Source organism: Streptomyces sp. NBC_00310, assembly GCF_036208085.1.
In the GTDB taxonomy this organism is placed as follows: domain Bacteria; phylum Actinomycetota; class Actinomycetes; order Streptomycetales; family Streptomycetaceae; genus Streptomyces.
Map to the genome: position 1 here is coordinate 1671233 of NZ_CP130714.1, position 21994 is coordinate 1693226.

Below are 21994 nucleotides of genomic sequence, written 5' to 3' on the forward strand. Positions count from 1 at the left end.
GGGACTCCCGTTCGACCGGCAGCCCCGAGATCGGTACGCCTACAGCTACTGGAACCCGAGGCGCCCACTGATCCGCCCGAACTCCGTGGCGGTACGAGTTCTGCCAATTGCCGGTTCGTTCCGGGGTGCTGGGCGTCGGTTGCCGGGTGGTGGCGGCCCAGGACCAGGCGGTCGCGAAAGGCGCGGCGATCGCGGTCGCGGGCCTTGGGGTCTCCGAGGAGCCGGCAGGCGACATTCGATTCGAGGATCGCGCCGTGCAGCTCGAAAACGAGCCGGTCGGTTCGGAGACGGAGCGGCTGGAGACGGCGCACGTCCGGGAGCGACGAATGCGCCCAGCGGCGCCGCCCATGGTCGCCCTCCCGTGCGTCCGACAGGAGCGGCAGGCAGCGACCGAAGCACAGGTCGAAACGTTTCTTTCAACAGACGAACGCCCGAGCATCGAACAATGCAGCGCAAAAGCAATCACAAGGAGAGGGGCACGGATTCCAAGGAATTCAGATTCCTCATATGAGATGAGCTTCGCGCATGCTCTTGCCCTGCGCTCACGGTCTGCAGCTAGCTAGGTGCTGCGCCCACTTCCTGGCCCGGGTTCCCGATGAGCCCTGGGCAGACCGACGGCACACCGGGCGAGTCCCGCGGCCGCCGCTCAGGGAAGTGGCCGGAAAACCGTAGATGAGGAGTAGTCATGCAGAAGGCATACGAGGCCCCGACGCTCGTCCGGCTCGGTACGTTCCGCAAGGAGACGGGGCTCCTGGGACGCGCCGGCAACGACCGGCTGATCCTGAGCAAGAACTGACGAGCGGCGGTCCTTGACCCGACGTCATGACTGAACTGCACGAAAGTGCGGGGACGGGCCCCGGCGACGCGCACTTCGCGGTCTTCACCGACCGTGCGGACGCGGCCGCCGTGGCCCGCTCCTTCGCCCGTCCCGGTAGCCGGACCCTCGCGCATGCGTCGGGCCGGCCCTGGCTGGTCGGCCACTGGCACGACGACGAGGTCGTCACGGCGACCGTCGGCGGCGTCGGCCTCGCCCTGGTCGGCTGCTGCCCGATCGACGCCGACGCGCTGCGGCGGCGAGCCGCACAGCTGCGTGATCTCGCGGAACTCGACGCACTGGCCCGGTCCCTTCCCGGCAGTTTCCACCTCGTCGGCTCCCTCGACGGGCAGATCAGGGTTCAGGGCACGGCCTCCGGACTGCGACTCGTCTTCCACGCGGAGATCGACGGCGTACGGGTGGCCGCCACCCGCGCCGACACGCTCGCCGCCGTCCTCGGCCTCGACCCCGACGTCGAGGAGTTGGCCGTAAGGCTGCTGTGGCCCGCCCCGTATCCGCTGTTCGAAACGTCCCTGTGGCGTGCGGTCACCGCCGTTCCTCCGCAGGACGCCGCGATCGTCGCGGCGGACGGGCGCACCGTACGGCACACCCGGTGGTGGACGCCGCCGGAGCCGGTCCGGCCGCTCTCCGAAGCGGCGCCCCTGATCCGCAAGGCACTGGAGGAGGCCGTCGACGCCCGGACCCGGCAGGGCGGCGTGGTCAGCTGCGACCTGTCCGGCGGCCTGGACTCGACCTCCGTCTGCTTCCTGGCCGACCGCTCCCCCGCCCGCGTGGTGGCCAGTACGTGGCCGGGTCGCGATCCGGCGGACACCGACCTGTACTGGGCCGAACAGGCGATGGGCCACCTCCCGGACGTCGAGCACGTGGTCTGGGACGCCGACGCGTCGCCGCTGGTCTACGAGGATCTGCTCTGTATCGACGACCTCCTCGACGAGCCCACCATCGGCGTCATGGACCGCTCCCGGGTCCTGCACCATCTGCCCGGACTCGCCGCACGCGGCAGCCGGTTGCACCTGACCGGCATCGGCGGCGACCACGTGGCATGGTGCTCCGAGGCGTACTACCACCGAATGCTGCACACCCGCCCGCTGTTCGCCGTGCGGCAGTTGCGCGGGTTCCGGGCACTGTGGCAGTGGCCGCTCGGCGGCACGGCCCGCGCGCTCGCCGACTCCCGGCCGTACGGGACGTGGCTCGCCGACGCCACCGACCACCTGCGTGACCCGTCGCCCCCCTCCGTCGCGACGGGTCTCGGCTGGGGCATGGCCCCGCGCCTGTTCGACTGGGTGACTCCCGAGGCCGAACGCATGGCACGCCGGGCGCTGCACGGGGCCGCGGCGAGCGTTTCGCCGCTGCATCCGGACCGTGGCATGCACAGCGACCTGGAGCAGATCCGCTCGTGCACCCGGGTCATCCGCCAATGGGACCGGATGGCGGCCCGCGCCGGTCTGCCGATGGCCTCTCCCTTCCTCGACGACCGCGTGATCGAGGCCTGTCTCGCCGTACGCCCGAGCGAGCGCGTCACGCCCTGGGCGTACAAGCCCGTCCTGAGGGCCGCGATGCGCGGGATCGTCCCCGAGGCGTGCCTGGGGCGGGCCAACAAGGCCACGGCCTCCATGGACGCCGCCAACGGACTGCGGGAACACCGCGCCGACCTGCTGGCTCTGTGGGAGGACTCGCGGCTGGAGGCGCTGGGCCTGGTGGACGGAGCCGAACTCCGCCGCCTCGCCCGGCGGCCCGCCACACCGGGACTGTCCGACGCCATCCTCTACTCCACGATCGCCGCCGAGGTGTGGCTGCGGGGGCTCTCCCGCGGCCACACCCGGGTCCCGCGCCCCTGAGACCCCGTCCCCGCGCCCCTGAGACCCCGTCCCCGCGCCCCTGACCCCGTCCCCCCGTCCCCACATCCCCGCGTCAGAAAGGTCCCCCCACATGTCCCTGCGTTTCGGCGACAACGTCTCCACGGCCGAGACCGACTACGGCACGGTGCTTCTGGACGAACGGGCAGGCGCCTACTGGGAGTTGAATCCGACCGCCACCCTGGTCGTGCGGACGCTGCTCGACGGCGGCGACGAGTCGGACGCGGCCGCCGCCCTGGTCCGGGAGTTCGACACCGACCGGGCGCAGGCCCTGCGGGACGTCGAGACCCTGGTGGGGCAGCTGCGCAGTGCGGGGCTCGCCTCATGACGACGCCCAGCGCGCTGGAACGACCCACCGGTGTTCCCCTGGCCCGACGCCTGTCCGCCCGCCTCGTCCTGCTCCCGGCCGTCGCGCTCGCCCTCCTGCCGCCCCGCCGCATCCGCGCCGTACTCGGCGTCCTGCGACGCGGTGCCGCTCCCGCCACCACCACACAGGCCCGGAACGCGCGCGACGCCATGTGCGCCGCCAGCCTGCACTGCGCCGGGCCGAAGGGGTGCCTGCCGCGCTCCCTGGGGGCGGCACTGCTGTGCCGGCTCGGCGGGACATGGCCGACCTGGTGCACCGGCGTGCGCGTCGTCCCTCCCTTCACCGCGCACGCCTGGATCGAGGCGGAGGGCCGTCCCGTCGGCGAGGGCGCGCCGGAGGGCTACTTCGCCCCGCTGATGACCGTCGGCCCGCTGCCACGACCGACGGACCGATGACCGGCACGACCGCTCTGGACGGCGGCCGGGCCGAGATCACCGACGGCGACAGGTCCACCCGGGCGGCGGTGGCCACGATGTACCGGCTCACCGCCGGGCACCGCAAAGCCATCGCCGTCGCCGCCGTACTGACCCTCGTGGCCTCCGCCCTGGGGTTGACCCAGCCGCTCGTCGCCAAGCACGTCGTGGACGCGAGCGGCCGCGGGCAGGTCATCTGGCCGCTGCTGGCACTCCTGGGCGCCCTGTTCGTCGCCGAAGCGGCGACGGGGTCCGTGGGGCGCTTCCTGCTGGAGCGGATGGGCGAAGGCGTCGTACGGCAGCTCCGGCACGGTCTGGTGGGACGACTGCTCCGGCTGGACATGAGGGAATACGACCGCCACCGGGGCGGCGACCTCATCTCCCGGGTGACGGCCGACACCACCCTGCTCCGGGAGGTCGTGTCGCAGGCCCTCGTCGATCTGGTGACGGGCAGCCTCGTAGCCGCCGGGGCGATCATCCTCATGGCGTGGCTCGACCCCCTGCTGCTGCTCCTGGTCGCCGTCATCGTGGCCATGGCGGCCCTGGTCGTCACCTCGCTGCTCAAGGGCATCCGATGCGCGTCCGAGCACATGCAGAACTCGGTCGGTGCCATCGCCGCCGACCTCGAACGCGCCCTCGGTGCCCTGCCGATGGTCCGCGTGCACCGTGCCGAGGAGCGCGAGGCGGCGGGCATCGGCGCACGTGTCGAGGCGGCCTACGGCGCGGGGATACGCACCGCGAAGCTCGCCTCGGTCATGAGCCCCGCCGTCGAACTCGCCGTCCAGGGCTCCTTCCTCATCGTCCTGGTCGTCGGCGGCCTGCGCGTCAACGGCCACGCCGGCTCCCTCGGCGACCTCGTCGCCTTCCTGCTGTACGCCTCGTACCTCGTCCTGCCGCTGTCCTCCGTCTTCCATGCCGTGGGCCTCATCCAGCGCGGGATGGGTGCCTACCAGCGCATCGAGGAGGCGCTCTGCCTGCCCGTGGAGCCGACCGCACCGCTGGTGGCGCGCATCCCCGCACCCACGCGGCGGCCGGCCGGGCCCGTCACCTGCCCCGAACAGCCCGCCCTCGCCCTGCACGACGTGCACTTCGGCTACGACCCGGAACGGCCGGTCCTCCGCGGCGTCTCGTTCACCGTGGCGCACCGGCAGCACGTCGCTCTGGTGGGCCGGTCGGGAGCCGGCAAGAGCACGGCGTTCGCCCTGGTGGCGAGGTTCTACGAGCCGGACGCCGGCTCCGTGCTCTTCGACGGGCGGCCTGCCACCGAACTCACCCTTGACGCCTGCCGCCGACGCATCGCCGTCGTCGACCAGAACGCCCACGTCGTCCACGGCACCCTGCGCGACAACATCACCTACGCCGTGCCCGATGCCACGGAAGCCGAGATCCGGCGCGTCGTGGAACTGGCCCGACTCGAAGAAGTCGTCGACCGTCTGCCCGGCGGCCTCGCCGCCGTGATCGGCGAACGCGGCGGCACCCTCTCCGGTGGCGAACGACAACGCGTCGCCATCGCCCGCGCGTTGCTGGCCCGCCCCTCGCTGCTCCTGCTGGACGAGCCCACCTCCCACCTCGACGCGATCAACGAATCGGCCCTCACCACCGTCATGAAGGACGTCGCCCAGGAGTGCGCGCTGCTGGTCATCGCGCACCGCCTGTCCACCGTGCAGCACGCCGACCACATCGTCGTGCTGCAGGACGGCCGCACCGTCGCCGGCGGACGCCACGACGAGTTGCTGGCCGGCAACGCTCTCTACCGCGAGCTGGCCGCGAGCCAGATGCTCCGGCCGGGCCGGGGCCCAGGGAGCGCCGGCCAACCGGGGACATCGGGCGGCTGAGTCCCTTCGCCGAGCGGTAGAGCGCGGCGCCCCGTTCACCGCCGGGGCGGGCGCCATGAAGGTCGCGACGCCCGTCGCGCCCCTGTCGTCGGGGTCTCTCGGGTCAGGCCTGCGGGAGCCTGGCGGCGACGTACTCGGTGAGGTCCAGGAGCCGGTTGGTGTAGCCCCACTCGTTGTCGTACCAGCCGAAGATCTTGACCAGTTCGCCGTGTGCCTGGGTCAGCGGGGCGTCCAGGACGCATGAGGCGGGGTCGCCGACGATGTCGCGGGAGACGATCGGGGCGTCGGAGACCCGCAGGACGCCCTTGAGCGGCCCGTCGGCGGCCTCCCGGAAGGCGGCGTTGACCTCGTCCGCGGTCACGGGCCGCTCCAGGACCACGCTCAGGTCGGTCAGGGAGCCGTCCTCGACGGGGACGCGTACGGCGATGCCGTCCAGCGTGCCGGACAGTTCCGGCAGCACGAGGCCGACCGCGCGGGCGGCACCGGTGCTGGTGGGGATGATGTTGACGGCGGCGCTGCGGCCGCGGCGCAGGTCCTTGTGCGGGCCGTCGAGGACGACCTGGTCGTTGGTATAGCCGTGGATGGTGGTCATCAGGCCCTTGACGAGGCCGAAGTGCTCGTCCAGCACCTTCACCATGGGGGCCACGCAGTTGGTGGTGCACGACGCGTTGGAGACGACGTGGTGCTGCTCGGGGTCGTAGGTGCCCTCGTTGACGCCCATGACGACCGTGGCGTCGACTCCCTTGCCGGGCACGGAGAGCAGGACCTTGCGTGCCCCTGCCGCCAGGTGCGCTCCGGCCTGTTCGCGGGTGCGGAAGCGGCCGGTGGACTCGATGACCACGTCCACGCCGTACTCGCCCCAGGCCAGCTTCGCCGGGTCCCGCTCGGCGGTCACGGCGACACGGTGCCCGTCCACGGTCAGTGAGGCGTCGTCGTGGTCGACGGTGCGGCCGAGCCGCCCGTACGTCGAGTCGTACTGCAACAGATGCGCCAGCGTGGCCGGCGAGGTCAGATCGTTGACCGCCACCACCTCGACGGGGGTCCCGGTGCCGTTCCGCGCGCGTTCCAGTACGCAGCGCAGGTAGTTGCGTCCGATGCGGCCGAAGCCGTTGATACCCACGCGCACGCCCATGTCCCGTGTCCTCCCGATCGATCCCAGGTCTGTGTCTGTTGCACAGCGTGGGCGAGGCGGGCCGGGCGGAACATGGGCCTTACGGGGGCGGGATGAGGGCCGTTCGGCCCGGCGGACCGCACGGCCCTCCGAAGCCGGGGGCTCGGTGTCCGTCCCGCTTCAACCGCTTGACGGAGCCGGGCCATCACCCTGGTGGTGGTGCTGGGGTCGAGCGGGGACTGGCGCCTGGCCACCGTGCGGACCGCCGAGACCAGGTCCGGCATGCGCGAGCGCGTTTCCCGGCACACGCTCACGCCGTCTCCGTCTCCGTCTCCGTCTGGCAGGCGCACGTCGAGCACCGTCACCTGAGCACGCAGGGCGGGAACACGTACCAGGGCCTGCTCGACGGTGGCGGCCGTCGAGGTCGCCGCCCGGAAGACGTCCCGTCCCGCACTCGGCATCCGCATCGGGCCTGTCACCCACGCCGTCCCGTGCCAAACCGTCCCGTGCCATTCCGCCGCCCCCGTCGCGGTCGTCCCGCACGCCCGAGAGCCGGCCCGCTGGAGGCCGCGTCGGGTTCCGGAGGTCGAAGGGCCGGTTTCCGCACGTGCTGAGGGCCGAAGGTCTCATCGCCAAGGACCTCCGGTACCTGCCCTCGCACCGGTGCGGAGCCCGAACCTGGAGCCGCACCGTACCGACAGACACCGACAGACACCGACCGATCCGGGGAACATCGGATGAAGGCAGCGGTCGCCCGGTCCTTCGGCGAGCCGCTGGTGAGCGAGGAGCGGCCCGCCCCGGAGCCCGGCCCCCGGAGGCCGGAAGCCAGAAGCCGGAAGCCGGAAGCCGGAAGCCAACAGTCAGAAGGATGTGCACACGTCATGGTCCGTTATGTGTACGAGTTCACCGAAGGCGGCCGGGACATGGCCGACCTGCTCGGCGGCAAGGGCGCCAACCTGGCCGAGATGACCCGGATGGGCCTGCCGGTGCCGCCCGGTTTCACCGTGACCACCGAGGCCTGCCGGGCCTTCCTGGCCACAGGCTCCGAGCCGGCCGGTCTGGCCCACGAGATCTCCGAGCACCTCACCGCACTGGAGCAGGCCTCGGGACGGCTGCTCGGAGAGCCGGACGATCCGCTGTTGCTGTCCGTCCGCTCAGGGGCACGTTTCTCCATGCCCGGCATGATGGAGACCATCCTCGACATCGGTCTCAACGACGAGTCCGTGCTGGGATTGGCCAAGACCTCCGGGAACGAGCGCTTCGCCTGGGACTCCTACCGCCGCCTCGTACAGATGTTCGGCAGTACGGTCATGGGTGTCGACGGTGCGCTGTTCGAGGACGTCATGGCCCGCCTCAAGGAGGCCCGCGGGGCCACGGACGACCTGGGGCTGGACGCGACCGATCTGGCCGAGCTCGTCGAGGCGTACAAGGAGCTGATCCGCCAGCAGACCGGCGCGTACTTCCCCCAGGCTCCGGCCGAACAGCTGCGCCGGGCCGTTCTCGCGGTGTTCGAGTCCTGGAACGGCGGACGTGCCCGGCTCTACCGCCGCCGCGAGCACATCCCCGACGACCTGGGCACCGCGGTCAACGTGCAGACCATGGTCTTCGGCAACCTCGGCCCCGACTCCGGAAGCGGCGTCGCCTTCACCCGCGACCCGGCGACCGGCCACACCGGCCTGTACGGCGACTACCTGTCCAACGCGCAGGGCGAGGACGTCGTCGCCGGCATCCGCAACGCCGTCCCGCTGACCGAGCTGGAGCGCCTGGATCCGCCGTCGTTCGCTCAACTGCGGGACCATCTGCGGACGTTGGAGTCCCACTACCGGGATCTGTGCGACATCGAGTTCACCATCGAGCGCGGCAAGCTGTGGATGCTGCAGACCCGGGTGGGCAAGCGGACCGCCGAGGCGGCGTTCGCCATCGCCGCCGCGTTGGTCGACGAGGGCCTGATCACGCCGGAAGAGGCTCTCGCGCGCGTCTGCGGAGACGGGCTCGCGCGACTGATGTTCCCGCGGTTCGACACCTCGGCGGTCGGCGAGGCTCTCGCGCATGGCATCCCGGCCTCGCCCGGTGCCGCTGTCGGCGCGGCCGTCTTCGACTCCGCCGAAGCGGTACGGCGCGCGGCCGCCGGGGAGAAGGTCGTCCTCGTACGGCAGGAGACCACCCCCGACGACCTGCCCGGCATGGTCGCCGCCCAGGCCGTGCTGACCAGCCGTGGCGGCAAGACCAGCCACGCGGCCGTGGTGGCCCGGGGCATGGGCAAGGTGTGCGTGTGCGGTGCCGAGGAGATCACCGTGGACCCGCAGGGGCGCCGCTTCACCGTGGGCGCCACCACGGTCGAGGAGGGCACGGTCATCTCCGTCGACGGATCCGAGGGCGCCGTGTACCCGGGCGCGGCGTCGTTGGTCGACTCCGCGGTGATGCGGTACTTCGAGACCGGCGGGCTCGGTGAGCGGTCGGCCGGGCTGGTCGACGCCGTGGCCCGCGCCATGCGGCAGGCCGACGGGGTACGGCGGCTTGGCGTGCGGGCGAACGCCGACACCCCCGAGGACGCCGCACGGGCCCGGCGCTTCGGCGCCGAGGGCATCGGGCTGTGCCGTACCGAGCACATGTTCCTCGGCGACCGGCGGCAGTTGGTCGAGGCGATGATCCTGGCCCGTACCGACGCCGACCGTGAGCGGGCACTGGACGCGCTGCTGCCGCTGCAACGGCAGGACTTCACCGGCATTCTGGAGGCGATGGACGGGCTTCCGGTGACCATCCGGCTCCTGGACCCGCCGTTGCACGAGTTCCTGCCGGACCGCACCGAACTCGCCGTGCGTCTCGCGGCCGCCGAGGCCCAGGGCAGCCCGCCCAGCGCGCACGACGCCGAACTGCTGGAGGCCGTGAACCGCATGCACGAGGAGAACCCGATGCTCGGCCTGCGCGGCGTGCGCCTGGGACTGGTGGCACCCGGCCTGGTCGCCATGCAGGTGCGCGCGATCGCCGAGGCGGTGGTGGACCGCAAGCGGGCAGGCGGAGATCCACGGGCGGAGATCATGGTGCCGCTGATCGACACGGTCGAGGAACTGCGTCTCGTACGCGAGGAAGTGCGGCAGGTGCTGGCAGAGGTCTCCGAGGCCTCGGGGATCACCGTGGAGTGCCCGGTCGGCACGATGATCGAACTCCCCAGGGCCGCGCTCACCGCGGGAAAGATCGCCGAGGAGGCACGGTTCTTCTCCTTCGGCACGAACGACCTGACCCAGACCACCTGGGGCTTCTCCCGCGACGACGTCGAGGCGGCGTTCTTCTCCGCCTACCTCGACAAGGGAATCTTCAAGGTCTCTCCGTTCGAGACGATCGACCGCGAAGGCGTGGGCCGACTCGTCGAGATCGCGGTCGCGGAAGGCCGCGCGGCGCGCCCCGACCTGAAGATCGGTGTGTGCGGCGAGCACGGAGGGGATCCGGAGTCGGTGCACTTCTTCCACGCTGTGGGGCTGGACTACGTCTCCTGCTCGCCCTTCCGGGTCCCGGTCGCCCGCCTGGAGGCCGGCCGCGCCGCACTTCGACCGACGGAGACCAGTGACAGCAGATGAGCGCAGAAAGGGAGTGGCGTGCGCACGCGCCACGACCGCGCGGGACCTGATGTCGACGCCCGCCATCACCGCGCACCCGGAACGGGGCGTCGCGGACGCCGCCCGGGTGGTGGAACGTGGTGGAACGCCATGGGCCAGGCCGTCCCACACCGTGATCGTCGCGGTCCGGGACGGCCTGGCCACCCCGAAGGGACGGTTGGAGCCCCGGGGCCCGGTCCTGGTGAAGTGGTGGCCGCCGGCCGTCCCGCACCACGTCGTCATCGGCTTCTTCGTCGGCGGCCGGCACCTCGGCCGGTGGGACGGTGGACGCGTCGCCGTACTGACGTTGATCGCCGCCGTGACCATGGCCTTCACCGAGAAGTACCCCCACGGACCTGGTCGACCTGATCCTCGGCCTCAACCGGTGGGTGCCGCGGGTCGCCGCCCACGGCTCCCCGATGACGGACGCGTATCCGCCCTTCCGGCTCGACACGGGCGGTAGCGAGCCAAGGGCCGCCGAGAAGCCGTCATGGCCCCCGAGCCGGTGTCGTCGCCGCCGTGACCCGCGACTGCCCGGGGGCTGTGATCAGTCGTGCGGGATCACCGCCACCGGCGCGGAGGCGTGGTGGAGCACCTCGTGGGTGACCGGGCCGATGTGGCTGCCGACCGGTGCGCGGCGGATCCGTCGTCCCACGACGACCAGCGCCGCTTCCCGGGACGCGTCCACGAGGTGGGCGCCCGCGCCACCGACCACGCTCTGCGTACGCACCTCGACGTCGGGGAACTTGTCCTTCCACTGCTCCAGTACATCGGCCGGCCCACGTCGTTCCCGCACGGCCGGCCCGGCGTCGAGCCCGGTGTCCAGGGCATCCTCGTCGCCGTAGGAGGGCGGCACGCTCCAGCCGTGCACGACGCGCAGGACCGCCGCGCGGCGCCGGGCGGCGTCGAACGCGAACTCCACGACCGCGTCGCCGGGGTCCACGAGGTCCAGCCCCAGCACGACCTCCCGGCGGGGGAGGGCGCTGGACGGGGTTCCCGTGGCATCGGGCAGATGCTCGTCCTCGGCGCGCCCACCCGTCCGTACGAGGACGACGGGCCGCTCGGCGCGGGCCAGGACGGCGAGGGCGACGGAGATGGTCGGGCATCTGGGCGTGGACCATACGTTCGACTTCATCCTGGAACAGGCCGGCCGTGCCGACGAGCGGTCGTGGCGACGGTCTCGACCACGAGCCGTCGCGTCTCACCGGGCCGAAGGACGCGCAGACTCTCGGTGCCCGTGCCGGGGCCCGCGGCCATGAAGCGTCCGTCGCGTTCCTCGACCCTCTGGGCGCTCAGGCGAAGGCCCGCGGAGCCCGGCCCCGTCAACTCTGCTTCCATGTCGTGGACCGCTTCCCTGGCGTCGTTGCGGATCTCGAGGAACACCAGCCCCGGGTCACGCCGTATCACGGCGGAGACCAGACGGGCCGTCGACGCTTCACGGTCTCGGAGCTCGGACGCCAACCTCCTGTTGTCCCTGAAGGAGACCAGGAGAGCCACCACGACCGCGGCCAACGTGCCGAGCGCCCCTGCCACCTGCCCAACGGCGCTCAGCCAGTCGGTGATGGACGACATCCACAGGCCCCCTTCCCGGACGGCACCACCCTGCCTTGATCTCTGCCCCGGTGCGCCCCGAGCGAGACCTGCCGGTCAGAGCAGCCACCGGTTCCGGCTGACGAACGGCAGTCGTGCCCATGCCCTGCCGAGCCCCCAGGTGGCACCGGCGCCCGCGGCCGCCAGCGCGATGAGGACGACGGCGTAGACGAGGTGGTAGTCGGCGAACGGGTTGGTGGACATGCTCGCCGAGCCGTCGGAGAGGTGCTGGGCGGGCGGCCACTCCGCGATCCACATGAACGCCATCATCGCGGTCCCGGCGACGGCGGCGAGCCGCAGACCTATGCCCGCCACCAGGGCGAGACCGACTCCGAGCAGGCCGAGCATGAACAGCCAGTCGGCCCAGGTGTCGCCGGCCCAGGAATGGAAGGTGGACTCCATCGGCCCGACGGCCACGCCGCCGAGGAAGCCCTTGGTCGGTGAGCCGCCGTCGATCCAGGCCCTGCCCGACTGGGTCGCGTAGCCGAGGCCGAAGGTCTTGTCCAGGAACGCCCACAGGAAGACGAACCCGGTCAGCAGACGCAGGCCGGCGAAGACGTACGAGGTGGTCGTGATGGTCGCGGTGGTCGCGGTGTCGCCCGCCTGGGCGGCACCGGTCCGGCGCCGCGACGGGAGGTGGAACCGTGTGTGCCGGTGGGGGTGTCCGTGAACCGCCATGTCACTCATCCCTTTCGGAGAGGTTCTGCACGAAGCCTCGGCGACTCCGTCACCCCCTCAATGTCCCGCTCACGCAAGGGAGTTCGGAGGGGCCGCAGGCCCCGGGCACCGGGGCCGAACGTCCCTGCCCGACGGGGACTCACCGGCCCGGTCCTCGTGCAGCCGTTCAGACGCGGGACGGGACGCACCGCGCCGTCGTGGACGGGGTCGAGGAACTGCTCACGCACCCGCTCTCGGCGTGCGGCAGAGCCCGTGCTCCACCCTGCGCAGACCGCCGTTCGGCATGGTCGCGCGCTTCAGCACGTCGAAGTCGAGGACGCCCTCGCGCCGCTCCTCCGGGAAGGGGGCGCTGGCCTGCTGCCGGACGGCGTGCGTGCGGTCCGTGGGACCGGTCAGGATGGACGCGTCACCTTCGTACGGCTGCACAGGTGTGCCTCTCATCTCCGATGCCGGTCTTTCGCGGTACTCGTGGGCCGTTCGGCCGACAGCCCCGCCCGACGGCCTTGAGCACAGCAGCGGTTCGGGCCGCACGACATGGTGGACAAGCGGCTGCTGCCACGGTTTCGCCGGGGACGGACCGCCGTTGCGGGCTCCGCGCCCGTCCGCGCCCGCCCTCAGGTCGGCGAGGGCCGGACGAGGATGTTGTCACCGGTGCGGCCGGCGACGTAGTCCTCGATGTTGGTGACCGTCGTGGCGACGATCTGTTCCACGGCGTCCCGAGTGAAGTACGCCTGGTGCGAGGTGACCAGCACGTTGTTGAAGGTCATCAGCCGGGCGAGGCGCTCGTCCGTCATCACCTCCAGGGACTTGTCGAGGAAGAACAACCCGGCCTCCTCCTCGTACACGTCCAGGCCGACACCCCTCAGCCGCCCCGCGCGCAGGGTGTCCAGCAGGGCGTCGGTGTCGATCAGACCGCCGCGGCTGGAGTTGACCAGGATCGCGTCGTCCTTCATCAGGGCCAGGGCTTCGGCGTCGACCAGATGATGGGTGTCCGACAGGAGCGGCACATGCAGACTGACCAGGTCCGCCTCGGCGAACAGCTCCTCACGCGTGGTGTAGCGCATGCCGAGGGCCAGGCAGTCGGGATTCTCGGTGCTGTCCCAGCCCAGCAACCGCATGCCGAAGCCGTGGGCGATCCGGGCGAACGCGGTCCCGATCCTGCCCGTGCCCACCACACCCGCGGTCCGGCCGTGCAGGTCGCGGCCCATCAGTCCGTCGAGCCGGAAGTCGAACTCCCGGGTGCGGTGAGCGGCCCGGACGATCCGGCGGTCGACGGCCAGCGCCAGCGCCCAGGCGAACTCGGCGACCGCGTACGGCGAGTAGGACGACACCCGGGCCACCGTCAGCCCCAGCTCCTCGGCCACCGTCAGGTCGATGTTGTTGAAGCCGGTGGCCCGCTGGGCGATCATCCTCGTGCCGCCCGCGGCCAGCGAGCGCAGCACCTTCGCGTCCAGGGTGTCGTTGACACCGCAGAGCACGATCTCGTGGCCGTCGGCGGTCGGGGTGGTGTCCTCGTCCAGGAACAGCGACAGACAGCGGAGCCGATGACGGCCGGCGAACGCCCGGTCGAACGCCTCCCGCAACAGCGGCTCCTCGTCCGCCTGGACGCCGTACGCGACGATCTCCACGTGCTTTCCTCCCATGAGGGCGGTCATGAGGACGGGTGGTCCACCTCTCCACCGTAGGACGACACCCATGAGACGACGGGCACGGCGGGCCCCACCGTGGGGCCCACTGGCGCACACCTGCGGAAAAGTGACCCGTTCCGCGCACAGTGGCGACGGCGTCGTGGTGCCGAAGGGCGGCCCTGGCACCTCGCCGCCCCCGAACGGCCGCTGCCCTGTGCGTCGGTGAGGCGGGGGTCAGCTCCTTCCCTGCTCAGCGCCCACGAGTTCGGCCGCGATGCGGGCGGCCCACTCCTGGATGGCGGTGAAGTCACGGAAGTCGCCCCCCTTTCCGGAGCGGAGGATCATCCCGGCGACCCATCCCTTCGCGCCCTCCTCCAGGCAGCCACCGAAGGTGACGTGTTCCCTGCAGTCGAGGCGGTCCATGTCCTTCTTCACCCCCGGTACGGGCGGGATGTCCCGCTCCGAGGCGGAGGGGTCGAGCGGGCCGCTGCTGAACAGCCACAGCGGGCGTTCGGCGAGTTCGTGACGGTGACGGCGGACGAAGCGTCGGGCGTCCCGGTGCCAGCGCCCCGCGTACAGTCCACCGCCGACCACCACGGCGTCGTACGACGCCACGCTCGCCACGGACCGGGCCGGCAGTGCCTGGGCGGCGAGTCCCTCCTTGCTCAGGACCTCCGCGATGGTCTCGGCGATCTGCGCGGTCGATCCGTTCGTCGTTCCGTAGGCGACCAGCACGCTGGTGGGCATGGCGGTCCGCCTCCTCTCACAAGTGTCGTGGTGCGGTCTCGACGATGGGGTGCTCGGTGACGGACGGCCGGGTCATCGACTGGCCGGCGGTACGGGCCTGCGCCTTCGAGGCCCGCCTCCGGGCGCCGCGTGCCAGTCCGGACAACCGGGAGCGACGCTTCGGCCGCCAGGGATCGGGGGTGTCCGCCGGCCGCGACATCAGGTCCGTCTCGGAGATGACGCCGATGGCCTTGCCATCGCCGTCGCCCACCGGCAGTCCACCGACCCGGCGGCCGGCCGGCCGGCGCACCACCTCCTCGAAGGGGGTTCCGTACTCGGCGGGGACGACCTCCGTGGTCATCACGGAGCCGGTCTTGTTGTGTCTCACGTCCATCTTCCCTTCTCGTCGGAGTCGGCGCAGAAGCGTGTGCGGGGGATCTCGCGACGCCCATATCCGTGGGGGGGGGATCTCCATCGTGCGTTCCCTCCTCGACCTGCGCGTGGTGCGTCAGTCGTGTGCGATGACGGCGACGGGAGCGGCGGCATGGTGCAGGACGGCGTGGGTGACCGGGCCGATGTGCGCGCCCAAGGGACTGCGGCGGATCCGTCGGCCGACGACCACGAGGGAGGCCTCGCGAGAAGCGTCGACGATGTGGTGGGCCGCGCTGCCCCAGCGGGGCACTTCGACGACGTCGACGGCGGGGAACTTCTGCCGCCACGGGGTCAGGGCCTCGGTCAGGAGGGTTGCCTGCTGCTTCCTCAGTTCAGGGCCGAGCTCCGGATCGGCCGGGATGGCGTACGCGTAGTACGGCGGCGGGTTCCAGCCGTGGACGACCCGCAGGGTGGTCTCCCGCCGAGCCGCGGCGTCGAAGGCGAATGCGATCACCGTGTCGTGCGGGTGGTCGGTGTCGAGGCCGAGGACGACGGGCCGGAACGGAGTGCCGTCGCCGGACGGGATTCCGGCCGGGTCCACCGCGTGCTCGTCCGCGGTCTGCTCCCCGGCTCGGACCAGGATCACCGGCCGCTCGGAGTGGGCGACGACCAGCTGGCCGACGGAGCCCACCAGGAAGCCACCGATGCCGCTCAGGCCACGGGAGCCGAGGACCAGCAGTTCGGCGTCCTTCGCGACGCGTGTCAGCACCTCGCCGGGCCGGCCGCTGATCTGTTCCACGGTCACGTCCACCTCGGGGTGGCGCACCCTCAGTCCTTCGGCCGCCCCTCGCGGTATCCTCCCCCAGCCTTCGGCCGGGGGTACCCCCATATCGCTTCGCTCGCTCCAGTGCCGCAGCGTCTCGGCACCGAGGAGCGGCGCCTGGGCCATGGGCTCGGGAACGGGTTCCCAGACGTGGACGAGCTTCAGCGGCAGGCCGCGCAGCTTCGCCTCGCGGGCCGCCCACTCCGCGGCGGCCAGGCTCTCGGCCGAGCCGTCGATGCCTGCGACAACGGGGTTGACCATGGTTCTGCCTCCTGAAACGGGATGTGATTCCAGCGTCGCCGCCGGGGAGTCGCCCGTGCAGGGGCCGCAGGTCCCGGCCCGCGGCCCGAGCGGCCCTGAGACCCGCCGGGTGCGGCACGGGTCCGTGGCTCGGTACACGGCATGCGGACGGGGCCGAGGAGGGAGCGTCACCGCGCTGTCCGGCCCCTTACTCGTGCGGGCAGGCCGCGGACGTCAGTCCGGGAGGACCAGTCGGCTCCTCTCCCCCGGCTGGAGACACACACCACGATCGGGCAGACGGACGTCGATCGGGTCCCGGTCGGACGACGGCACCGCGATCTCCACCCACCCGCGCTCCAGCCGCAGCCGCACACCCCAATGCCCCTGGTAGCGCAGGGTGAACCCGTACGACGACAGTTCCGGTAGCGGCACCGGGTCGAGCCACAGCGCATCGTCGCGGGTCTCCAGTCCGGTCAGCCCGCGCTGGACGAGGTCGAGGGTGCCGGCCATGGCCCCGAGATGGATGCCCTCGCCCGTGGTGCCGCCCTGCAGATCGGCGATGTCGCCGCGCAGGGCCTCCTGGCAGAACTGCCACGCCTCGGCGCGCCGCGCCCGGGACAGTACCCAGCCGTGCACCAGGCCGCTGAGGGTGGAGCCGTGGCTGGTGCGTGCGAGGTAGTGGTCGACGGTGCGCCGCCAGGCGTCCTCGTCCAGTCCGTAACCCAACCTGCCGAACAGACCTTGGAGTTCGGCCGGTGAGAAGAGGTAGCCGAGCATCAGGACATCGGCCTGCTTGGACGCCCGGTAGCGGTTCACGCTGTCACCCTCCGCCTCCAGGATCCGATCGAGGCGCCGGATGTCGCCGTACCGCTTCCGGTAACCGTCCCAGTCGAGTTCGGCGAGGTCGCCGTACCCCTCGAACTGGCTGACGACGCCCTCGTGGAAGGGCACATGGAGGGTGCGCGAGACGTCCTCCCACTGTTCGAGCTCGCCGCCGTCCAGGCCGGTCCGCTCGACCAGTTCGCGTCGGCGGGGCTCCGGCAGTGCCCGCAGCACCTCGAGCGTGCGGGTGAGCACCCACACGGCGGTGACGTTGGTGTACGCGTTGTCGTCGAGACCGGGCTCCTTCGCGCCGGGATAGGCGTCGTGGTACTCGTCGGGGCCGACCACACCTCGGATGCGGTGCCGTCCGAGGCTCTCGTCCCAGGTGGCCGAGTCCGCCCAGAAGCGGGCGATCTGCAGCAGCATCTCGGCGCCCTTGGTGTGCAGGAACTCCGCGTCACCGCTGGCCTCGCAGTACCGCCAGACGTTGTACGCGATCGCCGACCCCACATGGTGCTGGAGCCGCGAGTGGTCGGGCAGCCACCGTCCGGAGCGCGGGTTGAGGTGCAGTTTCTGCGTCTCCTCACGCCCGTCGCTGCCGCTCTGCCACGGGTACAGCGCGCCGCGCCGCCCGACCGCGCGGGCCGCGGTACGGGCCTGCTCCAGACGGCGGTGGCGATAGCGGAGCAGGGCGCGGGACACCTCCGGGAAGTGCAGGTTGAGGTACGGCAGCACGAACAGTTCGTCCCAGAAGACGTGGCCGCGGTAGGCCTCGCCGTGCAGCCCGCGGGCCGGGACGCCGACGTCGAGGTCGGCCGTGTGCGGGGAGAGGGTCTGCAGGACGTGGAAGAGGTGCAGCCGCAGGATGTCGCCCGCCTCCCCGCGGACGTCGAGCTCGGCCCGTCGCCACAGCTGGTCCCAGGCCGTGAGATGAGTGTCGAGCAGCTCCTCGAACGCGGGCGCGGCGCCCACCCGCTCGATCGCGGCGTCCAGGGGGTCACTGATCGCGGGGTCGCGTGAGGTGTGCAGGGCGATGGTCTTGTCGACGGTGGCCGCGGTGCCGGGGGTCAGGTGCAGGCGCACGCGCTGAATGGCGTGCGGGGGTGCGTGCCCGGCCAGGACCGGGGCGTCGGCGGTCAGCCTGGCCGCCATCCCGATCCGGATGTCGGAGGTACGTGTCCGGCAGCGCAGCCACACCGTGTCCGGGGCGGCGGAACCGGTGTGCACGTGGGTCAGGTGGTGTCCGTCCAGGTCGCGGTAGCGCGGCACCCCGGCGTTGGTGACGCCGCCGTCGAGCGTGGCCTCGACCTCGACCTCGCCGGAGAACCCTTCGGCGGTGAACTCGGTGCGTAGGGCCGCCAGATGGGGGTCGGCCATGTGCACGAGACGCTGCTGGCGCACCGACAGCACCCGATCCCCGCCGAGCGCGTACCGCGTGCGACGCTCAAGGAGTCCGGAGGCCAGGTGCAGCACCTGCCGGTGGTCGAGGACCTGCGCGGTATCGGGGGTCAGCCAGTGCTCCCCGGCGAGCCGGAACCGGAGCGGCAGCCAGTTCGGGAGGTTGACCATGTCCTCGTTCTCCACGCGGTGTCCCGCGACGTCCGAGGTGAGCCTGTTGTAGCAGCCGGCCGCGTAGGTGCCCGGGTAGTGCACGTCGTCCGCGGCGCATTCGGGCAGCACCCCGCGGGTGGCGAAGTAGCCGTTGCCGAGCGTGCACAGCGACTCCCGCAGCCGCTCGTCCGCGGGCTCGTAGCCCTCGTACTCCCAGAACCAGCCCGTCACGTCGGTGCTCCTCCCCCGACCAGTTCTCCGAGGTCCCGTACGACGATGTCGGCGCCGTGCCGCCGCAGCGCCTCTGCGGTGTCCGGACCGGCGGTGCGGTCCACGCCGACGACGAGGGCGAACCCTCCGCTCCGGCCCGCCTCCACACCTGCCAGCGCGTCCTCGACGACGGCGGCGCGGTCGGCGCCGACGCCGAGCCGTCCGACGGCTTCCAGGAAGAGGTCGGGCCGCGGCTTGCCCGGCAACGCCAGCCGAGCAGCCTCACCACCGTCGACCAGCACCTCGAACAGGTCCAGGACCCCGGCGCGCGTGAGGAGCTCACCGGCGTGGCGGGACGCGGAGGCCGCGGCCAGCGGCACCCCTGCCCGGCGCAGGGCCTGCACCAGCCGGACCGTCCCCGGATAGGCGTCGACGCCGTGCGCGCGCAGCCGCTCGGTGAACAGTCGCTCCTTCTCCGCGGCGACGGCCCGCACCGTCTCGGCCGACGGATCGAGGCCGCGCGAGGCGAGGAAGGCGGCGGCCCCGTCCGAACGGGACTTGCCGTCCACGTACCGCAGGTAGTCGTCCCGGGTGTCGAACGGGCGTCGCTGCCCGGGATCGTCGGGCGGATGTTCGCCCAGGAAGGCGTCGAAGGCGGTCTTCCAGGCGGCGGCGTGCACACGCGCCGAGTCGGTGATCACTCCGTCGGTGTCGAAGACGACGGCCCGTACGTCCCGCAGTACGGGTGCGAGCGCGTCGCGGGACTGTACGGGCATGAGTACTCCCCTGTGAGCGAGTCACCGGTCGGTCCTGATCACACGTTCGGCCAGTCGACCACACCTGTCGCGAACGATCGCCGGCGGACACGGCTGGTGGCACGGCAGCATGTGGGCCACCCGGCCGAGCAGGAGTCCGGAGTGTCCCTGCCCGCGCCGGGCCGGACACCCACGACCAGGTGCGGCTCCACCTGTCCCACCGCCTTTCGCCGGGCCGCAGGGGTGTGCGGGGCTTCATCGCCACTTTCGCACCGTCGGCGGGGTGACGGGAGAGGCCGTTCGGCCCTTGCGCCCTGGTCACCGGTCACCGGTCACCGGTCCTGAGGACGTCGGAACACCGGCGGGCCGGGGTGATGACTAGGGCGTGTTTCGGAAGTGCCTTCTGCTCTGCGACGTTCGGCACGCTCCCCCACTCTCGGCTCCGCTCGAGCGGGAGGGACCCCCACCGCCGCGCCGGACGAAAGGCCAAGTACGCCCAGTACGAGGCCTTTCGTCCGGCGCGCCGAGAGCACGCACCGGACGCCGCAGAGCCGCCCTTCGGGCGACGAAGGGACTTCCGAAGCACGCCCTAGAAGCCGCGGAGTCCGAGGGCTCCTGGGAGAGGATCTCCGAAACCTCCGCCGCAGCTCGGTCGATCCACCAGACCTGCCGTTGTTTCCCAAGGGAGAAGAGGCGGCGGGCATGGCGAACAGCGCGCTTCTGGTGATGGACGTCCAACGGGACGTCGTGGCGATCGCCGATGACGGTTCCGGATATCTGCCGCGCCTGCGCAGGGCGATCGACGGTGCCCGGGCCGCCGGTATCACCGTGATCTACGTGGTGCTCGGGTTACGGCCCGGCGATCCAGAAATCAGCCCCCGCAACAGGGTGATGACCAACGTCATGCGGGCCGGCCTGTTCCGCGAGGGGGCCCCTGGCACCGAGATCCATGACGACGTCGCGCCCCAGCAGGGCGACGTCGTGGTGACCAAGAGGCGGGGGAGCGCCTTCTCGGGCAGCGACCTCGACCTGGTACTCAGGGCTCGCGACATCGACAGCCTTGTCCTCACCGGCATCGCCACCAGCGCTGTAGTGCTGTCCACCCTGTGGCACGCCATCGACCTGGACTTCGGCCTCACCGTCCTGGCGGATGCCTGCCTCGACACCGATCCCGAGGTGCACACGATGCTCACCGAAAAGCTGTTCCCGCAGTGGGCGGATGTCGTCGCCGTCGAGGACTGGCTCCAAGCCATCGCACCGCGATAGCGGGAGGCCCTCCGGCCACCGAAACTCTCGTTCGAGGCGATGCCGTCGCCCTCGACCCACAGCAGGGCCCCGTCGGCGTCACCGACCGCGAAGACGTGCCCGTCGTCCTCGGCACCGGCACCGGCACCGGCACCGGCACCGGCACCGGCACCGGCACCCAGCAACTCCCGGAACAGGGGCAGCACCGCGGTCGGCGGATGCGTGCGCCGGTGCGCGTCGCGCGTCGCGCGGCGCGGCAGCCGAGACTGCGGGGGCGGGTTGTTCACGGCGTCGGGCCCGGCCACGGCCCGACGCCCGGGCGAGCGGGTCAGCCGTGCGGTACGACGGCGACGGGGCAGCCGACGTGGTGCAGCACCGCGTGCGTGACGGGCCCGGTGTGCGGGCCGAGGCGGCCCGCCCGGGTCCGGCGGCCCACGACGAGGAGGGAGGCTCCGGCCGACGCGCGCACCAGTGCGGTGGCCGCCCGTTCCTCGGAGACGGTCTCGGTCACGGCGACGCCGGGGAACTTCTCGCACCAGGGGCGCAGCGTCGCGACGACGGCGTGTTCTCGCGCCGCGAGCAGTTCGGGTCCGGCCGGGGCCACGGGCAGTCCGGGTCCGGGCTCCATGTCCGCACCGAGGCCGGCGCCGCCGGTCCGCGTGGCGCTGAAGGCGTGGACCACGTGCAGGGCCGCGCCGTAACGCCGGGCGGCCTCGAAGGCGAACTCGATCAGCTCGTCGCAGGGACGCCGGGTGTCCAGCCCGAGGACGACATCGCGGAACGGGGTCTCGGGGATCTCGTCCGGGGAGACACCGTCGGACGCCGGGAAGTGTTCGTCGGCGGAGGTCTCGCGCGCCCGGACGAGCACCACGGGACGCGGGGACCTGGCGACCAGCCGCTGCGACACCGAGCCGAGTATGAACCCCGCGACACCACTCAACCCGCTGGAGCCCAGCACCAGTACCTCCGACTCCGCCGCCCCGGTGAGCAGGGCGTCGACAGCGGAGTCGGACACCAGCTGCTCCACGATCCGCAGTCCCGGGTGCGCGGCACGCACACTCGTGACCGCCTGGTCCAGGGTCCGCTCGGCCCAGTCGCGCTGGCTCACGTCGATCGGTACGGAGGGGGCCGGGTTCGGGTACCACGTCCAGGCGTGCACCATCCTCAACGAGACGCCGCGGCGCAGGGCTTCCCTGGCCGCCCAGTGTGCGGCCGCGAGACTCGCGGGAGACCCGTCGACTCCCGCAGTGATGTGCCGAAGCATGCTGCGCACCTCCTCCGTCCAAGCCTGTTCGTTCTTCCGCTCCAGCGTCGTGCGTGGCCGGCTTCGCGCTAAGGGGCCGT

The 21994-nt window shown here is 71.9% G+C and carries 19 protein-coding genes and 1 pseudogene; 7 read left to right on the forward strand and 13 right to left on the reverse strand.

What is annotated here, in order from left to right:
- The first annotated feature begins 685 nt into the window (after nt 1–685).
- The 5 genes from OG202_RS07335 (at nt 686) to OG202_RS07355 (ending at nt 5306) form a co-directional block, all read left to right on the forward strand.
- Nucleotides 686–796, forward strand: a complete 111-nt coding sequence (locus tag OG202_RS07335; RefSeq protein WP_326584497.1) for a keywimysin-related RiPP — start codon at nt 686–688, stop codon at nt 794–796.
- 26 nt (nt 797–822) lie between these two features.
- The gene (locus OG202_RS07340) at nt 823–2673 is read left to right on the forward strand and encodes a lasso peptide isopeptide bond-forming cyclase (RefSeq protein ID WP_328222530.1); all 1851 of its coding nucleotides are present in this window, start codon (nt 823–825) and stop codon (nt 2671–2673) included.
- Nucleotides 2674–2764: 91 nt separating this feature from the next.
- Nucleotides 2765–3019, forward strand: coding sequence for a lasso peptide biosynthesis PqqD family chaperone (locus OG202_RS07345; protein WP_326584495.1), 255 nt, complete (start codon nt 2765–2767; stop codon nt 3017–3019).
- Nucleotides 3016–3453: a lasso peptide biosynthesis B2 protein gene (locus tag OG202_RS07350; RefSeq protein ID WP_326584494.1), complete on the forward strand. Its 438-nt coding sequence runs from the start codon at nt 3016–3018 to the stop codon at nt 3451–3453. Before OG202_RS07345 ends, OG202_RS07350 begins: the two co-directional genes overlap by 4 nt.
- Nucleotides 3450–5306, forward strand: coding sequence for an ABC transporter ATP-binding protein (locus tag OG202_RS07355; protein ID WP_327730877.1), 1857 nt, complete (start codon nt 3450–3452; stop codon nt 5304–5306). Before OG202_RS07350 ends, OG202_RS07355 begins: the two co-directional genes overlap by 4 nt.
- A gap of 103 nt (nt 5307–5409) precedes the next feature.
- Here the strand turns inward: OG202_RS07355 and gap are convergent, their stop codons facing one another.
- Both gap and OG202_RS07365 read right to left on the reverse strand, forming a co-directional pair.
- Nucleotides 5410–6438 carry a type I glyceraldehyde-3-phosphate dehydrogenase gene (gene gap, locus OG202_RS07360; protein ID WP_327730876.1) on the reverse strand — a complete coding sequence of 343 codons (1029 nt, stop codon included), beginning with the start codon at nt 6436–6438 and terminating at the stop codon, nt 5410–5412.
- A 143-nt stretch (nt 6439–6581) separates the two neighbouring features.
- A pseudogene (locus OG202_RS07365) lies at nt 6582–6833 on the reverse strand (DNA-binding response regulator); the annotation flags it as partial.
- 465 nt (nt 6834–7298) lie between these two features.
- Here OG202_RS07365 and ppdK point away from each other — a divergent pair.
- Nucleotides 7299–9992, forward strand: coding sequence for a pyruvate, phosphate dikinase (gene ppdK, locus OG202_RS07370; protein WP_328222531.1), 2694 nt, complete (start codon nt 7299–7301; stop codon nt 9990–9992).
- 565 nt (nt 9993–10557) lie between these two features.
- Here the strand turns inward: ppdK and OG202_RS07375 are convergent.
- From OG202_RS07375 to OG202_RS07420, 10 genes are all read right to left on the reverse strand, one after another.
- On the reverse strand, nt 10558–11145 hold the full coding sequence (locus OG202_RS07375; RefSeq protein WP_327730874.1) for a universal stress protein: 588 nt from the start codon (nt 11143–11145) through the stop codon (nt 10558–10560).
- A complete protein-coding gene (locus OG202_RS07380; RefSeq protein ID WP_327730873.1) occupies nt 11142–11582 on the reverse strand; it encodes a hypothetical protein in 441 nt (146 codons plus the stop codon). Before OG202_RS07380 ends, OG202_RS07375 begins: the two co-directional genes overlap by 4 nt.
- Nucleotides 11583–11657: 75 nt before the next feature.
- A complete protein-coding gene (locus tag OG202_RS07385) occupies nt 11658–12278 on the reverse strand; it encodes a hypothetical protein (RefSeq protein WP_327730872.1) in 621 nt (206 codons plus the stop codon).
- Between the two features lie 219 nt (nt 12279–12497).
- Entirely contained in the window at nt 12498–12719 is a 222-nt protein-coding gene (locus OG202_RS07390) for a hypothetical protein (protein WP_327730871.1), read from the reverse strand.
- Between the two features lie 173 nt (nt 12720–12892).
- Nucleotides 12893–13906: a 2-hydroxyacid dehydrogenase gene (locus tag OG202_RS07395; protein WP_327732326.1), complete on the reverse strand. Its 1014-nt coding sequence runs from the start codon at nt 13904–13906 to the stop codon at nt 12893–12895.
- 234 nt (nt 13907–14140) lie between these two features.
- Nucleotides 14141–14653, reverse strand: coding sequence for a flavodoxin domain-containing protein (locus tag OG202_RS07400; protein ID WP_328222532.1), 513 nt, complete (start codon nt 14651–14653; stop codon nt 14141–14143).
- 16 nt (nt 14654–14669) lie between these two features.
- A complete protein-coding gene (locus OG202_RS07405) occupies nt 14670–15026 on the reverse strand; it encodes a CBS domain-containing protein (protein WP_327730870.1) in 357 nt (118 codons plus the stop codon).
- Between the two features lie 114 nt (nt 15027–15140).
- Nucleotides 15141–16088 carry a universal stress protein gene (locus OG202_RS07410; RefSeq protein WP_326584483.1) on the reverse strand — a complete coding sequence of 316 codons (948 nt, stop codon included), beginning with the start codon at nt 16086–16088 and terminating at the stop codon, nt 15141–15143.
- A 213-nt stretch (nt 16089–16301) separates the two neighbouring features.
- Complete coding sequence (locus OG202_RS07415) at nt 16302–18671, reverse strand: glycoside hydrolase family 65 protein (protein WP_327730868.1); 2370 nt, start codon at nt 18669–18671, stop codon at nt 16302–16304.
- Entirely contained in the window at nt 18668–19426 is a 759-nt protein-coding gene (locus OG202_RS07420) for an HAD family hydrolase (protein ID WP_328222533.1), read from the reverse strand. Before OG202_RS07420 ends, OG202_RS07415 begins: the two co-directional genes overlap by 4 nt.
- Nucleotides 19427–20107: 681 nt before the next feature.
- Between OG202_RS07420 and OG202_RS07425 the strand changes: the two genes are divergently transcribed.
- Nucleotides 20108–20671 (forward strand): cysteine hydrolase family protein, encoded by a 564-nt coding sequence (locus OG202_RS07425; RefSeq protein WP_327730866.1) that lies wholly within the window; start codon nt 20108–20110, stop codon nt 20669–20671.
- 307 nt (nt 20672–20978) lie between these two features.
- Here OG202_RS07425 and OG202_RS07430 read toward each other — a convergent pair whose 3' ends face one another.
- The gene (locus OG202_RS07430) at nt 20979–21914 is read right to left on the reverse strand and encodes a universal stress protein (protein WP_328222534.1); all 936 of its coding nucleotides are present in this window, start codon (nt 21912–21914) and stop codon (nt 20979–20981) included.
- Between the last annotated feature and the right edge of the window lie 80 nt (nt 21915–21994).

Coding starts and splice junctions, on each gene's coding strand:
- OG202_RS07335 (WP_326584497.1), top strand. CDS start 686: ATGCAGAAGGCATACGAGGCCCCGACGCTCGTCCGGCTCGGTACGTTC.
- OG202_RS07340 (WP_328222530.1), top strand. CDS start 823: ATGACTGAACTGCACGAAAGTGCGGGGACGGGCCCCGGCGACGCGCAC.
- OG202_RS07345 (WP_326584495.1), top strand. CDS start 2,765: ATGTCCCTGCGTTTCGGCGACAACGTCTCCACGGCCGAGACCGACTAC.
- OG202_RS07350 (WP_326584494.1), top strand. CDS start 3,016: ATGACGACGCCCAGCGCGCTGGAACGACCCACCGGTGTTCCCCTGGCC.
- OG202_RS07355 (WP_327730877.1), top strand. CDS start 3,450: ATGACCGGCACGACCGCTCTGGACGGCGGCCGGGCCGAGATCACCGAC.
- gap (WP_327730876.1), bottom strand. CDS start 6,438: ATGGGCGTGCGCGTGGGTATCAACGGCTTCGGCCGCATCGGACGCAAC.
- ppdK (WP_328222531.1), top strand. CDS start 7,299: ATGGTCCGTTATGTGTACGAGTTCACCGAAGGCGGCCGGGACATGGCC.
- OG202_RS07375 (WP_327730874.1), bottom strand. CDS start 11,145: ATGAAGTCGAACGTATGGTCCACGCCCAGATGCCCGACCATCTCCGTC.
- OG202_RS07380 (WP_327730873.1), bottom strand. CDS start 11,582: ATGTCGTCCATCACCGACTGGCTGAGCGCCGTTGGGCAGGTGGCAGGG.
- OG202_RS07385 (WP_327730872.1), bottom strand. CDS start 12,278: ATGGCGGTTCACGGACACCCCCACCGGCACACACGGTTCCACCTCCCG.
- OG202_RS07390 (WP_327730871.1), bottom strand. CDS start 12,719: ATGAGAGGCACACCTGTGCAGCCGTACGAAGGTGACGCGTCCATCCTG.
- OG202_RS07400 (WP_328222532.1), bottom strand. CDS start 14,653: ATGCCCACCAGCGTGCTGGTCGCCTACGGAACGACGAACGGATCGACC.
- OG202_RS07405 (WP_327730870.1), bottom strand. CDS start 15,026: ATGGACGTGAGACACAACAAGACCGGCTCCGTGATGACCACGGAGGTC.
- OG202_RS07410 (WP_326584483.1), bottom strand. CDS start 16,088: ATGGTCAACCCCGTTGTCGCAGGCATCGACGGCTCGGCCGAGAGCCTG.
- OG202_RS07420 (WP_328222533.1), bottom strand. CDS start 19,426: ATGCCCGTACAGTCCCGCGACGCGCTCGCACCCGTACTGCGGGACGTA.
- OG202_RS07425 (WP_327730866.1), top strand. CDS start 20,108: ATGGCGAACAGCGCGCTTCTGGTGATGGACGTCCAACGGGACGTCGTG.
- OG202_RS07430 (WP_328222534.1), bottom strand. CDS start 21,914: ATGCTTCGGCACATCACTGCGGGAGTCGACGGGTCTCCCGCGAGTCTC.